This is a genomic window from Aquibacillus albus, from assembly GCF_016908325.1.
GTDB lineage: Bacteria > Bacillota > Bacilli > Bacillales > Amphibacillaceae > Aquibacillus_A > Aquibacillus_A albus.
Genome location: NZ_JAFBDR010000016.1, coordinates 23,280 through 40,432, shown reverse-complemented (window position 1 = coordinate 40,432; position 17,153 = coordinate 23,280). Strand labels below are relative to the sequence as shown.

At 35.4% G+C, this 17,153-nt stretch carries 14 protein-coding genes and 1 other annotated feature; of the genes, 5 read left to right on the top strand and 9 right to left on the bottom strand.

Annotation, left to right across the window (positions count from 1 at the left end):
• Positions 1 to 89: 89 nt before the first annotated feature.
• From add to JOC48_RS13680, 5 genes are all read right to left on the bottom strand, one after another.
• Entirely contained in the window at positions 90 to 1,148 is a 1,059-nt protein-coding gene (gene add, locus JOC48_RS13700; RefSeq protein ID WP_239584373.1) for an adenosine deaminase, read from the bottom strand.
• A gap of 259 nt (positions 1,149 to 1,407) precedes the next feature.
• Positions 1,408 to 2,667, bottom strand: coding sequence for a threonine ammonia-lyase IlvA (ilvA, locus tag JOC48_RS13695; protein WP_204500614.1), 1,260 nt, complete (start codon positions 2,665 to 2,667; stop codon positions 1,408 to 1,410).
• Positions 2,668 to 2,803: 136 nt separating this feature from the next.
• Positions 2,804 to 3,937: an MFS transporter gene (locus tag JOC48_RS13690; RefSeq protein WP_204500612.1), complete on the bottom strand. Its 1,134-nt coding sequence runs from the start codon at positions 3,935 to 3,937 to the stop codon at positions 2,804 to 2,806.
• A gap of 110 nt (positions 3,938 to 4,047) precedes the next feature.
• Entirely contained in the window at positions 4,048 to 4,407 is a 360-nt protein-coding gene (locus JOC48_RS13685) for a sensory rhodopsin transducer (RefSeq protein ID WP_204500609.1), read from the bottom strand.
• A gap of 201 nt (positions 4,408 to 4,608) precedes the next feature.
• Positions 4,609 to 5,895 (bottom strand): Gfo/Idh/MocA family protein, encoded by a 1,287-nt coding sequence (locus tag JOC48_RS13680; RefSeq protein ID WP_204500607.1) that lies wholly within the window; start codon positions 5,893 to 5,895, stop codon positions 4,609 to 4,611.
• A gap of 391 nt (positions 5,896 to 6,286) precedes the next feature.
• Here JOC48_RS13680 and JOC48_RS13675 point away from each other — a divergent pair, with 391 nt between their 5' ends.
• Positions 6,287 to 7,270, top strand: coding sequence for a LacI family DNA-binding transcriptional regulator (locus tag JOC48_RS13675; RefSeq protein ID WP_204500605.1), 984 nt, complete (start codon positions 6,287 to 6,289; stop codon positions 7,268 to 7,270).
• A gap of 137 nt (positions 7,271 to 7,407) precedes the next feature.
• On the opposite strand, the gene JOC48_RS13670 is transcribed toward JOC48_RS13675, so the two are convergent.
• From JOC48_RS13670 to proB, 3 genes are all read right to left on the bottom strand, one after another.
• Positions 7,408 to 8,331, bottom strand: coding sequence for a manganese-dependent inorganic pyrophosphatase (locus JOC48_RS13670; protein ID WP_204500602.1), 924 nt, complete (start codon positions 8,329 to 8,331; stop codon positions 7,408 to 7,410).
• Between the two features lie 162 nt (positions 8,332 to 8,493).
• Positions 8,494 to 9,741 carry a glutamate-5-semialdehyde dehydrogenase gene (locus JOC48_RS13665; protein WP_204500599.1) on the bottom strand — a complete coding sequence of 416 codons (1,248 nt, stop codon included), beginning with the start codon at positions 9,739 to 9,741 and terminating at the stop codon, positions 8,494 to 8,496.
• Complete coding sequence (proB, locus tag JOC48_RS13660) at positions 9,738 to 10,856, bottom strand: glutamate 5-kinase (RefSeq protein WP_204500597.1); 1,119 nt, start codon at positions 10,854 to 10,856, stop codon at positions 9,738 to 9,740. Before proB ends, JOC48_RS13665 begins: the two co-directional genes overlap by 4 nt.
• A 123-nt stretch (positions 10,857 to 10,979) precedes the next feature.
• Positions 10,980 to 11,203: a binding site (T-box leader), on the bottom strand.
• Positions 11,204 to 11,437: 234 nt separating this feature from the next.
• Here proB and JOC48_RS13655 point away from each other — a divergent pair.
• From JOC48_RS13655 to lipA, 4 genes are all read left to right on the top strand, one after another.
• Entirely contained in the window at positions 11,438 to 12,064 is a 627-nt protein-coding gene (locus tag JOC48_RS13655; RefSeq protein WP_204500596.1) for a YitT family protein, read from the top strand.
• 94 nt (positions 12,065 to 12,158) lie between these two features.
• A complete protein-coding gene (locus JOC48_RS13650; protein WP_204500594.1) occupies positions 12,159 to 13,130 on the top strand; it encodes a tripartite tricarboxylate transporter substrate-binding protein in 972 nt (323 codons plus the stop codon).
• A gap of 194 nt (positions 13,131 to 13,324) precedes the next feature.
• Positions 13,325 to 14,143, top strand: coding sequence for a lipoate--protein ligase family protein (locus tag JOC48_RS13645; RefSeq protein WP_204500592.1), 819 nt, complete (start codon positions 13,325 to 13,327; stop codon positions 14,141 to 14,143).
• A gap of 11 nt (positions 14,144 to 14,154) precedes the next feature.
• Complete coding sequence (gene lipA, locus JOC48_RS13640) at positions 14,155 to 15,102, top strand: lipoyl synthase (protein ID WP_204500590.1); 948 nt, start codon at positions 14,155 to 14,157, stop codon at positions 15,100 to 15,102.
• Between the two features lie 41 nt (positions 15,103 to 15,143).
• Here the strand turns inward: lipA and JOC48_RS13635 are convergent, their stop codons facing one another.
• Complete coding sequence (locus tag JOC48_RS13635) at positions 15,144 to 17,126, bottom strand: tripartite tricarboxylate transporter permease (protein WP_204500588.1); 1,983 nt, start codon at positions 17,124 to 17,126, stop codon at positions 15,144 to 15,146.
• Positions 17,127 to 17,153: the final 27 nt, after the last annotated feature.

The following is a 17,153-nucleotide window of genomic DNA, read 5'->3' as shown; positions in this document are numbered from 1 at the left end:
CGTCTTCCTTCGTACATAACTTGATTTAAACTTTTCAACCACTCATTCATGTTAAAAGTCCAAAAAAAGGATCGAAGTCCGACCCCTTATTATATAACCTGTTCTGTTACACTGACAATTTTGGAATATTCTAATAAACACTTACTTTTTAACTTCTTTTTCTCTCTGAAATTTAAAAATGAAGCATCAACAGCGTTCATAATAAGTTGACCTAATTCACCAATGGAAAAATTGAACTTTTCTTTTAATATATAGTACTCATTAGTCAAATTTGTATTGGAAACGGTTAGATTATCCGTGTTTACGGTTATGTTAAGTCCAAGGTCGAAATATTCTCGAATTGGATAATCATCCCAACTTAAGGAAGCCTTCGTTTGGATATTACTAACTGGACACATTTCTAGAGGAATCCGACGCAAGTTTAGCTTGTTCAATAACTCAGTATTTTCGCGTAAACGAACCCCATGACCAATTCTTGCTGCGCCTAAATTGTTTAAAGCAACTTTTATATTCTCCGGTCCGCCTGCTTCTCCAGCATGAATCGTTATTGGCAATCCATTTTTAGATGCAAGTTTAAATACGTCTTCAAATAAATAAGCTGGATAAGAAGCTTCATCACCTGCTAAATCTACTCCTACCAGACCATGATTTAAAAATCCAGTTGCAGCTTTAATGACCAACATATTTTGTTCAACAGTATGGTGTCTTAAGCAACAAGCAATCGCATTTGCCTTTACACCGAATACACTTTCACCTCTTTTTAATCCTTTAATAACAGAATGGATAACCCCTTCAACAGTTAAACCTTTTTCACAATGTAATTGCGGACCAAATCTCACCTCAATATATTTACAATTATCCTCATATGCCTGTTCAACAATTTCAAATGCAACTCTTTCTAAAGCTTCAGATGTATGAAGAACTTTAGAAACTAAATCAAACTTGGTTAAATATTGTGCCAAATCAGTACAATTATCATTTACTTGTATTAATGGTATTAATTGCTTAACATTCGATACCGACAAATTAATTCCTTGGGTTTGAGCAAGCTCGATTACCGTATTTGGTTTAACACTTCCATCAAGGTGGACATGAAGATCTACTTTCGGTAGTCTTTTAATCAGTTCATACATATTAGATTCTTTCAATCTTTCATTCCCCTTTCCTTGGTTGATTTAATATTGATTTAAATTGTAGATTAATTTATAAATTATATCTACTATGTTGTTAGTATTTATAACAATATCTTTCAATTTAAGGTGTATCTAACAATCCACATATAACGTTCTAGTTAGAACAGGCCAACCCCCGTTCCGGTTGTTTTGGACTATTATAACGGATAAAGAAAAAAACACCTTTTCTTTGGATTACCATTTACTTGCCAAAGAAAAGGTGCCTTGATTATCTTTAGATTAACAAATTAAATAAATCTTGATCTTTATTTATTTCAATATAAGAAAAGCCTTTATTCTCCATTCGGTCAATTAAGGGAGCGTAGTCACTTTTATTTTTTAATTCTATTCCTACTAGGACAGGCCCTTTATCACGGTTATTCTTCTTAGTATATTCGAAACGAGTGATATCATCTGTTTTCCCGAGAACATCATCCATAAATTCACGTAATGCTCCAGCACGCTGTGGGAAATTTACAATGAAATAATGTTTGTACCCTTCATAGATAAGGGAACGTTCCTTTATCTCTTGCATACGATCAATATCATTATTACCACCACTAACAACACAAACGATGTTTTTTCCTTTTATTTGATCTTTATAATATTCCAACGCTGCAACTGGTAACGCACCAGCTGGTTCCGCCACAATTGCATTTTCGTTATATAAATCTAGTAGCGTAGAACAAACCTTTCCTTCCGAAACGACAACAATGTCATCAATAACATCCTGTGCAATTTCATATGTTAAGTTACCAACTTGTTGAACACTGGCACCATCCACAAATTTTTCTATGTTCTCCAAACGAACAATCTTTTTTTGATCTAACGATTGTTTCATGGAAGGTGCACCTTCTGGTTCAACTCCAACTATTTTTGTACTTGGGCTAATGTTTTTAATATAGGAGCCTACACCAGATATTAACCCGCCCCCTCCTACTGCCATAAATATATGAGAGATCGGCTCTTCCATGTTATCTAATACTTCCAGGCCAATCGTACCTTGACCTGTAATTGTTTTATAATCATCGAATGGATGAATAAATGCCATATCATGTTCATCACAATATTCTTTTGCATTATAGTAGGAATCATCAAATGTATCACCCACTAAGATAATTTCAACAAATGGTCCGCCAAAAAACTCGACCCGATTAACCTTCTGTCTAGGTGTTGTACTAGGCATGAAAATCTTACCTTCAACACCTAAAACCTTACAAGAATATGCTACTCCTTGAGCATGATTGCCTGCACTCGCACAAACAACACCTTTTTCTAATTCTTCCTTCGTTAAGGATTGCATATGATTATAGGCCCCTCTAATTTTAAATGAGCGTACTACCTGCAAATCCTCTCTTTTTAAAAATACATTGCACTGATACCGTTCAGATAAAATCGTATCTTTTTGTAAAGGGGTTTTAACAACAACGTCCTTTAACACCTGGTGTGCAATCACAATGTCTTTGATTTGTATAGGATTTAATTTTGTCTTCATAGCTAATAATCCTTCCTAATGTAAAAATGGTTAGATACATACTATCATATTCAGATAAATTAGAAAACTATTCATTACATTTAAACAAGCCTATTATCCATTATAATCTTTTCTGTTTACTTTTTCATGTAAGAAATTATTGTTTTTTTTGTTTATAAAGAGTAATTACTGATAATATAGCTCCAATCAGTGTAATGTATCCACCCAAAACATATGTAGCTTGTGGACCAAAGCTTTCCATATACCAACCACCGCCACCACTGCCGATTAACCCACCTAAGCCAACAATAACTGCGATATATACAGTTTGAGCAGTAGCAATAACTTCATCCTGAACAATTTTTGTAACTAAGAAAAGAGCAGCTACAATAAACACAGGAAAAGAGATACCATTAAGTAATTGTAAATAAATAATAACAACAGCATCGTCAAACCAGCTGTAAAGAAACCAACGAACAGAATACAAAAATGCTGCAATTGACACAAAAACCATTTCTGAGTATTTTTTTAAAAGTTTGCCCATTACAATAAACAATGGTGCAGAAGCAAAGGTTGCTAGCATCCATGCCATACCAATTTGAGATTCAGTAGCGCCTAAATTTGATAAATATACGGTTAATAAGCTATCGTTCATACGGTTCGTTGTAAAAATAATTAAGCTAATAAATAAAAACCAAAGATAATTTCTATTCGAAAATAATTGGCCAATTGATTTCATCGATATAACTGCCTTACTTTTTCGCTCAACGTCCTGTAAAAAGAGAGCAGTAATCATTCCAGCTAGTAACATAGCTATGTATATGGCTCCCATGTATTGAATGCCAATCAGACTAATGAGAAAAGCTACTACAACAGAGGATGTCCCAACACCGATATCTCCCCATAAACGAATTAAGCCGTAATTAGCATTGTATCTCTGAGAATATGCAATGGTTAAATTTTCAATCAAGGGGCCTGATGCACTCATGAAAAAATTTAATATGATAAAGGAAACAATAACAAAATAAAAGGAATCCAGCATGAAGTAAATCATCCCTGATATAAGTCCTGCAATCATCACACCAATTAACACTTTTTTTGTTGACTGTAGTCGATCACTAACATAGCCAAATAAGGGTTGACCAATAACAGCGATTACTGCTCCTAATGCTAGCTGTAATCCTATTTGATCAGTGCTAAAACCTAAATAATTTAAATACAGGGGCATTAGAGCCCCTGTGATTGCAAACGTACAAAATAAAAGGAAAAAGAAGATAGATAGTCTTATCATGGTTTAACTCCCTTGATGAAAAGGAACGGATATATTCACTTGTCACTATTTTATAGAGATATTTTAGTTGTACCTACTTATAGATTTAATTATATGATATGTTCCACATTTTAGGAATAGCCTAATGTGGACATTAATGCTAACGAAGGTTGGGTAGAATCCAGTCTACTATACTGAATAATCACTGGTACATCACTTTCTACTTCGATAGCATAAGGAACTGCTTCAGGTATTTTTTCCCCATTTTTATCAAGCGTACTTGTTCGAATATGGCTCGTTCGCTTACCATTAACTACATAGGATATATCTTCGATTGGATCACGATCTTCAAAATAAATAGTAATCTTTAAATTTGCTTCGTCATCATTACAGTTCAATACACAAATTGACTCATGACTAACAAGTTCTCCAGAGCTTTTTGGAGGGATATACCCATCTGGAATAAACCAGCTTAATTCTCCCTTTTTCATTTAACTTTCTCCTTTCCTAATTACCTGTATTGTAAAATAGCAACGTCCATCCCTAGTATGGAAATAGAACCTTCTAGGTTTTTATTTGAAAGTAGATTTCTATACAACGACGTTAGGAATAGTATTTTTATCATTGAAAGCCCCCACCATAGTATTTGTTACATGGCGGGGGCTGTTTTTTCACATAATCTAGTGTTTCAATTAACTGGTTACAGGGTTTTTCAATAAATCATCGATTTGAATTGGTTGATTTGATTTGCTTGAACGCCATACACCTTCACCTAATGCGATAGAATACGCACCTGCTTTTGATCCTGCAAGAATTTCATATGGACGAGTTGGGTCAACTCCTAAAAACAAATCTTCTTGAAGAATCGGGTCTCCGCCTCCGTGACCACCATCGCTTTTAACTACATGAATAACCTCTTTTGATCCAAATAGCGGAAAATAATCAATCGTTTGTTCAGGAATTGGAAAAGGAACGCGACTTGGTTCATGGAATTCAGTCGTTTCAATTCTTCCTTTCGTGCCATTTATCGCTAACCGATACCCCTCATATGGAAGTGAAAAATTAATAGAGTAACTTAAAAACGCCCCTTTATCATATTTAACTGTTGCAACATAGGTATCTTCAATATCAATTTCATGATCAAAAATACACATATCGGGACGATAATTTGTGTAATTTTGATCATTTTCATTTGACTGAATATGGTCATCCTTTACATTTACATTGTTCCGTCTATTGGTCCATCTCATATAGTATTGACAGTCTAACTGCTCAGAGCATGTTCCACAAAATCTACCATCTTTAGGACTAGGATTTAACTCTCCGTCTTTTCCATAATAATTAAGTGCTCCATATGCAAATACTTCGACAGGGAGTTGATCAACCCACCAGTTTACTAAATCAAAGTGATGCGTTGATTTATGAACTGACAATCCACCCGAAGATTCACGATCCCTATTCCATCGTTTAAAATAGCTAGCCCCATGATACGTATCAATATACCAATTTAAATCAACAGAAGTAACGCGCCCAATTTTCCCGTCTAGGATTAATTCTTTTATTTTTCGGTGGTATGGATTGTAACGATAGTTAAATGTTACCGTTACTTTACCCGCGCTTTTTTCCTCTGCCTCCATTACTCTGCGAGCATCTGCAGCTTTTGTTACCATTGGTTTTTCCGTAATAACATGCAAATCATGTTTTAAGGCCTGTAAAATATAATCAACATGTGTGTCATCTCTACTTGCAACGATTACTGTATCTGCACCTGTTTCTTCAATCATAAAATCAAACTGATTAGAAGAAAAGTTTGCGACGTCCGTTAATTGAGGAAACTTTTCCTTGCATAAAGAAACTCTGCGTTCGTCGGCATCTAAAAGACCAACAATTTTATTTGCCGCTGAATAATGGGATAAGATTGGTTCGATAAACATCCCAAATGCCCTATTACTAAGGCCACAAATAGCTATTTTTCTCATTGTTTTACCCCCTGCAAATCCATTTACAATCACTTTTAACCAAAGTAAAATCCGCCAAAGTTAACCTTCTCAATTTGATAACGTTTTCATTATTGTTGACATTTCAATCTTTATAACAGACTTTAGCAAATATCGAGCTCAAGGTAATATCTTAAACAATCCCTTTTACTCATAGTACATACCCTCCTCTTTTTAACAACGTTGTTATTTATATATTAAAGTTGTTGAACATATCTGTCAAATAAAATTTTTTATCGTTATCAAGCCATTATCAAAATGAAAGAGTTATAGATTTGTATTTTTATAAATTTTATTGTAATAATTCCTCCCTATCTAGTATAATAAGTTGTAAAAAACAACGTTGTTATAATAAAGTTAGTGAGGTTTTATTATGGGAGTAACCATTAAAGATATAGCAAAACATGCGGGCGTCAGCTACTCAACTGTATCCAAAGCATTAAGAGATAGTCCACTTGTTAAAGAGCCTACAAAGAAAAAAATTCTAGCAATTGCTGAAGAAATTGGATATCAGCCAAATGTAGCGGCTAGAAGTCTCGTTTCCAAAAAATCAAATACTATTGGTGTGATTTGGCCAACAATAGAAAGAGTTGCCCATTCAGCATTAATAACAAGAATTAATCAATACTTAGAAGATCAGGGTTATACTACACTTGTATCGATCAACCGCATTAATACAGCTGTCACAACATTTAACCGTTTTCAGGTTGACGCTATTTTGTTGTTTGAAGACACACATAGCGACTATCGCTTCTCATCTTCTGTACCAGTTGTCTCTTACGGCATTGCTTCTAACCAACCCGAAGTGCCAACAATAGATGCAAACAGAAGAGAAGCAATGAAAGAAGCTGTTGCTTACCTTCATAAACTAGGACATAAAGAAATAATTTATATTGGTGAAATCTCAGAACAGGACCCTTTACAAGCTGATAAAATTAAAGGCTTTAAACAGGGGTTAATGGAAAATAACATTCCTTTTTCTGATGAAATGCTTATACCCGTTCCTGAGCTTGAACAATATGATGGTTATATAGCTACAAAAGCAATGTTGGACAAAGAAAAAAAACCCTCTGCTATCATTAGCAGCAGTTATGATTGTACAAAAGGGATTTTGCTTGCAATAAAAGAATATAATTTGTCTATTCCTGGGGATATATCAATCATCAGCTATGACAATGTTCCGCAAGTAGAAAAACTCGAATATTCTATTACGACAGTTGGAGTTCCTTTAGACACTATTGCCAAAGAAGTAACGAATATATTGCTCGATACAATTGAAGGTAAGCAAATGGACCAGTCTATATTACTTCAGCCAGAAATCAACGTTGCAAAATCTTGTCGAAATCTTTATTCCTAGACATCAACAGCATAATGAAAACGCTCGGTCATTTGACCAGAGCGTTCTCTTATTACATATATCAAATTTTTGTGGCAACGGTACGTTCATTATTTAAAAACATAGGAAAACTACTTCATTCGATGTCCGTCTGTAAATTAAAATGCCTCGGTTAAAACAGGTACAATTTGTTTTTTACGTGATACAACACCTTGTAAGACGGCCTTATTATTTTCTAATGATACATTAAATGCTTTTTCAACGACATTTGCTTGTTTCCCTAATGCAAGTACGACTGAATCATTTTCTAAAATATCTGTTACGACAAATACAAATAAATCCAGGTTTTTACGATCAATTGTAGCAGAAATTTCAGACTCAATTTCCTCTTGTAGAGTGAACACTTCATCTGTATCTACTGTATTTACTTGGGCAATTTCCACTTTATTTGATGCCATTTCGAATTCTTTTGCATCGAGTGAAATTAGTTCTGTCACAGATTTATCACTTAGGTCAGCACCAGCTTTCAGCATTTGTAAGCCATACTCCTCTGCATCAACCTCAGCAATAGCAGCAAGTTCCTTTGCAGCTGCAATATCTTCCTCTGTACATGTTGGTGACTTAAATAAAAGCGAATCGGAAATAATAGCTGACAACATCAGTCCTGCAACCTCTTTTGGAATGGCTACATTATTTTCCTTAAACAATTTGTTTAAAATGGTAGCTGTACATCCTACTGGTTCAGCGCGATAGTATAATGGATCACTTGTTTCAAAGTTAGAAATACGGTGATGGTCAATTACTTCAGTCACTTGAACATCTTCAATATCATCTACGCTTTGTTGTTTTTCATTATGATCGACTAAGATTACTTGCTTTACTTCTTTTGCTGCCTTTTCAATTAAACGAGGTGCTTCAACATTAAACTTTTCTAAAGCAAACTGAGTTTCACCATTAATGGAACCTAACCTTACAGGTTCAACCTCATAACCTAAGCTTGCTTTCAGATTTGCATACGCAATAGCAGAACATATCGTATCAGTATCTGGATTTTTATGCCCAAAAATAAGAATTTTTTCCATGTTACCTCTCCTTTGCATTTAATTTTTCAATTATGTAATTGGATAGCCATGTCTATTTTATCGTAAATTAATAATGATTTCACTATTGTAAGTCAATAAAAAATACAAAAGGGAAAAGGAAGGGTCTATCCTTACCTTATAGGATAGTTAACCCTTTTTCATTTACTGTTTAATTTGACCTTCTCCATGAATCAAGTATTTCGTTGATGTTAATGCAGGTAAGCCCATCGGCCCACGAGCATGTAGTTTTTGCGTACTAATTCCAATTTCTGCACCGAATCCAAATTCAAATCCATCGGTAAAGCGAGTGGAAGCATTATGATATAATGCCGCCGCATCAACGGAATTCATGAATTCCGTAACATTGCTTAGATGTTCAGAGATGATTCCTTCTGAATGCTTCGAGCCATATTGATTGATATGGTCAATTGCATCATTAACATTTCTAACAATTTTGATTGCAAGAATTTTATCTAAAAATTCTGTTTCCCAATCTTCTTCTGAAGCTGGCTTAACCAAGTCATCATATGTTTGGGTTGCTTCATCTCCTCGAATTTCCACGTCGTTTTCTTTAAATGAATGAATTAGTGAAGACATATGCTGCTTTGCCCAGTTTTCATGCACAAGAAGTGTCTCCATTGCATTACAAACAGACGGACGTTGTGTTTTTGCATTAATTGCAATAGACATTGCCATATCGCTATTAGCTGATTCATCAATAAATAAATGACAATTTCCTGCACCAGTTTCTAACACCGGTACGGTTGATTGTTCAACAACTGTTTGAATCAGTTTTTTTCCACCTCTTGGTATTAACACATCTAGATATTCATTCATTTTAAACATTTGATTGGCTGTTTCTCTGCTAGTATCTTCTATTAATTGAACTGCGTCATTTGGCAACTCAGATTTGTTCAACGCTTCATGAATCACATGTACCAATGCTTTATTGGAATATAATGCCGATGTGCTCCCTCTTAACAGAACTGCATTACCAGTTTTTAAACAAAGGCTTGCTGCATCCACTGTAACATTCGGCCTTGCTTCATAAATCATACCTACAACTCCCAACGGAACACGTACCTTCTTAATATTTATCCCATTGGGCCGAGCCCATTCCTCTAACACCTCTCCTATTGGATCTGGTAAATTCGTCAATTGGTTAAGAGAGTCTGCCATATCATGAATGCGGTTTTCATTCAGGATTAATCGATCAATTAAAGAGTCGTGAAATCCTTTTTCCCTTGCCAATCTAATATCATTTTCATTCTCTCTAACAATAAAAGCAGACTGATTTCTAAGTTCATCAGCAATTAATTCAAGAGCTTTATTTTTTTGTGCTGTTGATTTTTTCCCTAACTGAATAGCGGTAGATTTGACCTTGGCCGCCTTTGTTAATAAATCACTCATGCCATTACCTCCTTTAAAATAACTAATTGATCTCGATGAATTGCTTCTGGTTTTGACCGTTTCGTTTTTTTCATTGCAACCTCACTACCCAAACCTTTAATGGCCGCTAACTCGTTCCATGAATAATTAACCAGACCTTTAGCGATGATTGTATCACCATTAGAGATCTCAACTACTTCACCTGCAAGAAATGCGCCGTTTATTGCGACAATCCCTGCGGGTAACAAGCTTTTACCACCTTTTAAAATTGCCTGCTCTGCTCCTTTATCTATAACTAGTTGCCCGGAAACAGGGGAATGAAATGCTATCCATTGCTTTTGCTTTCTTAAGCTATGATTTTGATTTTCACCTATATAGGTTCCATCTCCCTTTCCATCGACAATTTCTATTAATTTCTCGTTACCAGAGCCAGTACCAACAAATACATTGACCCCAAGCGATAAGGCTGTTTTAGCTGCTAACAATTTTGATTTCATTCCACCGGTTCCAAATTTTGATCCAGACTCACTTTTTGTTTGATCAATTAATTGATCGTTGATTACAGGCAAAAAATCATACCTTTTTGCCTGCGGATTTATTTGGGGATTAACATCATATAATCCATTTATATCTGTCAACATGATCAAAAAATCAGCGCTAACTAATCCACTTACCAATGCCGAGAGCATATCGTTATCCCCAAAAGTAAGTTCATCTATAGCAACCGTATCATTCTCATTAATAATCGGAAGGACGGAACGTTTTAATAGTTCTGTTAATGTGTTATACACATTGCTATATTGTTCCTGGTTAACGAATACGTCTCTTGTAATTAATAACTGAGCTGTAACCATTTGATACGACTTAAATAGATCGGTATATGCTTGAACAAGTAATCCCTGACCAACAGCTGCTGCTGCTTGCTTACCTGATACAGTCACAGGTCTTGCTGGGTAACCTAAATCGCTAAATCCGGCTGAAACTGCACCTGAGGAAATTAAGATCACTTCATAATTATTCTGTTTCAGCATTGCAATTGCTTCAGCATGTTCTTTAAGTTTTGCTCTACTTAATCCACCATACTTGTTGGTTAGTGAGCTGCTACCTATTTTTACAACAATTCTCTTTTTTGCCATCTAATCACGCCTTTAATCTTAGAAAAACACGACATTTCTAGTTTTTCTTATTCTTTCTTATCGACTCCACCTATACATTCCGGTGTACATATAAAAAACTCTTTCTATCCCTACAATTATCTTGTAAAGGACGGAAAGAGTTTATCCGCGGTACCACCTTCAATTGGCATCGGCTGTGAAGCCAATACCCGCTTAAATACCTTTAACGCAGGTTTACGGTTGAGTTATTAGCTCAACAGCTCAAAGGATAGGTTCAATTGATTCTTTATACGTTGGAACCTTTCAGCCGATGGATTCCATTCTCTTTCGTAAGATACCAATTTACTAGTCCTTTTCAACACTTTATTTTACATTAACCTAATTATTTTTTAATATTTAAACGTCAAGCATCAACACCGAACTTTGACACAGCTTAATAATTATTTAAATATTACATCTTATAAAATTATGCTTGACACCCGATCAAATGTCAATACTAAACATAAATACTTTGTAGTTAAATAAAATGAAATAGGACAAGTTTTATTGGGGATGGGGATGTAAATGGTGAATAACAGAATGATTAAACAAAAGAGAAAAAAATGAAGGAACGAATATATCAATACCTATTAATAACTTGTGGTGGGTTTATCCAAGGAATGGCAATGGCACTATTTCTCTTCCCCCATTCCATTCCTTCCGGTGGTGCTGCCGGCTTAGCAGTTCTCTTAAACCATTGGTTTGACCTACCGCTTAGTTTTGCGCTCTGGTTTGTCAATTTCACCTTATTAGTAGCAGCAATATTTTGGTTAGGTAATGCTAGTACAATAGGAACGATGTACTCCATTACCATCACGTCTATTAGTGTTCACTTTTTTAGCTTAGAATTATTTCATCATCATACATCTATTGTGGTTGATCTATTTATAGGTTCAGTCATTTTAGGTATTGGTGTTGGAATTTTATTAAGGCAGCAAGTTTCAAATGGTGGTATGGGGGTACTAGCGCTTATTATTGCAAAATATCGGGAAACAGCACCAGGAAAACCACTTCTTATTTTGAACGGTTCTGTTTTTATATTAACTGGTTCTATCATCCATTGGGGTATCGTACTACAAGCAATCATTTCGCAATCCATCTCAACACGAATGGTCGATTTTATTTATAAACTGAACATAATGCCTGTTATAACTATGTTTTTCAGCGTAAGAAAAAAACAAATCAAATAAAATGGGCTCGTAAAGTTTCAGGGGACAATATTTAATAAGAATGAAATGGGCATATTCTTTTTGTGGAGAATATTTATCGAAGGGTGTGCCTAATGTGAATCGATTAAGAAAAAATGTGGTGTTTTTTGTCGTATGTAGTTCTCTTTTATTATTGTTTAGTGCCTGTCAATCAAGCGCTAATAGTTACCCAGACAAAAGTATAGAATTGATTGTTGCTTTTTCCCCTGGTGCTGCAACGGATACACAAGCAAGGATCATTGCAAAACATGCTAATAAATATCTTGGAGAAGAACTTGTTATTGTAAACAAAGCAGGTGGCGGTGGCCAAGTCGGCTGGAACCAGTTTTCATCAGTAAAACCAGATGGGTATACACTCGTAGCGTATAACCTCCCTCACATTATTACGCAACCACTAGTAAATGAAACATCCTTTAACTTAAATACCTTTGAACCGCTTGTTAATTGGGGTGGTGATCCAACAGTTTTTGCTGTTAAAAATGATAGCTCGATACAAAGTTTAGAGGAATTAATAACGGAAGCAAAACAAGCACCAAATACTCTGACAGTTGGAACGCCTGGTAAATTTGCTGGTCAGCATTTAGCTACATTATTGTTAGAAAAAAGTGCAGGTATAGAGTTGGAAGATGTGCCTTTCAAAGGTGCCTCCGATGCGATCGCATCCATGCTCGGTGGTCATACAGATATTGTTGCCGGAAACCTTTCGGACATATACCGTCTTGGAGATGAAGTAACACCTCTTGCAATCGCGACAGAAGAACCTCATCCATTTGATCCTAGTATTCCAACATTTAAGGAGCTGGGGCATCCAGATGTTATAATGAGTACTGATCGAGGTATAGCAGCGAGAGAAGGAACACCTGATGATATTATTGTAAAACTGGAAGAAGCGTTTCTTGATCTATTAGAAGATGAGGATTTTCTCAAAGAAATGGAAAAAGCAGGAGCGGACATGTTAGTAATGAACAGAGATGAAGTAATAGAAGATTTGAATAACCGACAAAAGACTTACGAAAATATACTAAGCTCTATTGGGGTTATAAAATAATGTATACCTATTAAGTTCACCTTTAATAACATAACCCCCCTTCTTGCTTAGGAAGGGGGTTATAATGATTGGAAGAAGTTTTCCTCTTCTGCTTTTCATCTAATAAGTGGTACATAAATTGACTTTGAAAGATAGAAATTGTTACCATTATGTCGTATGATATAGAAGAAATATAACAAGAAAAGAGGAACAAAATGAGGGAAACGTGGTACTTTGTGGATTCTGGACATTGTTCACCAGCCTTCAATATGGCAATGGATGAGGCACTATTGAATTGGCATAGCCAAGGTGAAATACCCCCAGTTCTCCGTTTTTACGGATGGAATCCTGCAGGTCTTTCAGTCGGATATTTCCAAAAAGTTAGGGGAAAAATAGATTTGGAAGGCATTAGAAATCATGGGATTGAGCTAGTACGAAGACAAACTGGAGGTCGTGCTGTACTTCATGACAATGAACTTACATATAGCGTCATCGTATCCGAATCACACGATAATATGCCAAAATCAGTTAAAGAAGCTTATTTAGTTATTTCAAAAGGTCTTTTAGAAGGTTTTAAAGCATTAAATGTTAACGCTGAATTTGCCATACCCGACGAAAAGCTACAGACATCAGATTCAGCTGTTTGTTTTGAGGAACCGTCATGGTATGAATTAATTGTCGAAGGAAAGAAAGCTGCTGGAAGTGCACAAACACGTCAAAAAGGAGTCATCCTCCAACATGGCTCTATTCCGATTGATGTAGATAAAGTTAAATTATTTGATTTGTTCCTTTATCCAAGTGAACGAGTAAAAGAAAGGGCAAGACGTGCCTTTAATGATAAAGCAATCTCTATTAATGAAGTTTCAGAAAATCAGTTTACCTTTGATGATGTAAGGGAAGCATTTAAAACAGGTTTTGAAAAAGGTTTAAACATTGACCTAGAGCGCTATGAACTTACAAGCGAGCAATTGGCAAAAGTAAATGAGCTTGCAGAAACGAAATATAAAAATTCAGAATGGAATTTCACACGTTAGGAGTGTTTTAAGTGGCAAAAAAAGAAGAATACGTCCGAAAACCGGAATGGCTTAAAATTAAAATTAATACGAACAAGTCTTACAATCGGTTAAAAAATTTAATGCGTGACAAACGATTAAACACTGTTTGTGAAGAAGCAAGATGTCCAAATATTCATGAATGCTGGAGTGAAAGACAAACAGCAACGTTTATGATTTTAGGTGACACTTGTACTAGGGGTTGCCGATTCTGTGCAGTGAAAACAGGTCTTCCAAATGAATTAGACTGGGGAGAGCCAAAACGAGTAGCAGAATCAGTAGAAGTCATGGGATTAAAACACGTTGTCGTAACGGCTGTTGCACGTGATGATTTAAAGGATGGCGGTGCAGCTGTTTTTGCAGAAACAATTAAACAAATACGTGCACGTGTTCCGGGATGTACAGTAGAAATTTTACCGTCTGATATGAAGGGGGATTATGAAAGTCTACATACCTTAATGGATAACCCACCGGATATTTTTAATCATAATATTGAAACAGTTAGGCGCTTAACGAAACGAGTTCGTGCTATCGCTATGTATGATCGTTCTTTAGAATTATTAAGACGAGTAAAAGAAATTTCACCTAATACACCTACGAAGTCTAGTATCATGGTTGGGCTAGGTGAAACAAAAGAAGAAATTATTGAAACAATGGATGATCTCCTTGCAAATAATGTAGATATTATGACAATTGGCCAATACCTACAGCCAACGAAAAAGCATTTAAAAGTTGAGCGTTATTATCATCCAGATGAATTTGCAGAATTAAAGCAAATTGCTCTTCAAAAAGGATTCAGACATTGTGAAGCTGGACCTTTAGTTCGCTCTTCTTACCATGCAGATGAACAAGTAAACAAATCCTCTGCTCAACGCCGAATAAAATACATGAAAGGCTACGAACAATCAGAAGGAGAACAACTGACAAACTATAATTTTTAATTATCAACCACCTGCATTGCAGGTGGTTGTATTTGTGCTTATTAAAATATGTCAGGAACAGGAAGTGGCACTTTCACAATAAGTGTAAATACAGTGAATAAAATGAGCGTAAAGATTATTGCAGTGAAAAACACCTTGGGTAGAACGATATCTTTATTCTTTTTCACAAATCTAAAGTATAGAGGAACTGCCATCATTAATAGAAGAACTTGTAAATAAAATCCAATTACTTCTGTTAAAAAACTTACAATCGTAACAAATAAAAGGATGGGTAGCATTGACCACTTAAACGGTATAGTGTTAGGCATCATTTTCATTTTCTGCTCGTGATTTGTGCCGATCACTTTCATATATTCAATAATAATTAATCCAAGAAGTATGCTTAAAGTAATTTGTGGAAATAATCTCTGTTCAAATGGAAGACTTTGAATAGAAATAATGATAACTATATCTAATATAGCTACGATAAGCCAAACTATTGCTGATGGGTAAAACAGATGCTTCCATTTCAATGCAACACAACATTGCTTTAAGGAGTTTTCTTTATGAATAACTATTTTTTGAATGAATGAAACAACAACTGTAAAAAAAATTAATAAAAACAATACAATGTTTATTCCACCAGAAAAAAAATAGCTTAAAGCAGATCCGTGTGAACTTCCAACTTGGACGCCATGTAATAACCCTTCTTCTGCAATTGGCCCTAATATAAAGCCTAAGGCAATTGGAGCTGGTGAAAAGGTTAATTTTTGAAGAAAAAACATGATGAAACCGATGAGAATCACAGTGTGTATATCAAAAATGTTATTTTGCATCGTGTACGCACCTATAATTGAAAATGATAATATAACTGGTGCCATAATATATCCTGGAATGGCCGACAATTTGGTCATATACTTGATTAATGACAACCCTAGAACTAGTAAAAATAATTGTGCAGCAATCATACTATACAGAAATGTATAAGCCACCTCGGCATTATCAATAAACAAGGTCCTCCCTGGCCAGATGCCGTGTATAAGTAATCCACCTAAGAAAATCGCTGCTGTAGGTGACCCTGGAATTCCTAATGTTAATAAAGGAATTAATGATCCACCAACCATCGCGTTATTAGCGCTTTCAGATGCAATTACTCCCTTTTTTTCACCTTTACCAAAGAATTGCTTGTTCTTAGAAAAACGCTTTACCTCATTATAAGCGAGAATACTTGCTATATTACCTCCTGCTCCAGGTATTAATCCGATAAATCCGCCAACCATACTTCCGAGAGAAACAGACTTTGGCTTTCCTAATACATCAACAAAAGATTGTTTAATGGATGATTTCTTTACTTTGTAAATCAATGGTTGTCTTTTATCGATGGAAGTTAACTTTTCAATGATTCGTAAAGCCTGTGGAAAAGCAAACAATCCAATTAGAACGGCTACAACATGAAAACCACCAACTAAACTGTCCATCCCAAATGTAAAACGAGTAGTGCCAGTAATTGTATGGATACCTACAAACGATAACATGACGCCAATCGATCCACCGATTAAATTTTTGGAAGTTGATCCTTCAGAAATTGCTGCAATTACCGTAAGACCGAATATAGCAACCCAAAAGCTTTCAGTAGGTCCAAATTTCAAGGATAAATCAGCAAATAGTGGAGCGAAGAATAATAACATCGCCATTCCGAACAAACCACCGATTACAGATGAAATAGTTGCTATCTCTAATGCCTTTCGTGCTTCTCCTTTCTCGGTCATAGGATAACCATCAAAAGTAGTTGCCACAGATGCTGGAGCACCTGGAACATTAAAAAGAATAGCGGGAATTGAACCACCATAAACACTTCCGCAATAGATACCACCTAAAATGATTAAACCTTCTGTTGCACCTAATGAGAAGGTAAATGGAATGGTTAGTGCTACCCCCATTGTAGGTGTTAAACCAGGAAGTGCACCTACTAATATGCCGGTAAGTAAACCGAAAATTAACAGAAATGCATGGTAGAGCTCAAAGGTTTGAAAAATAAATTCCATATCCTAACCTCCAAAAATAAAGCTAGG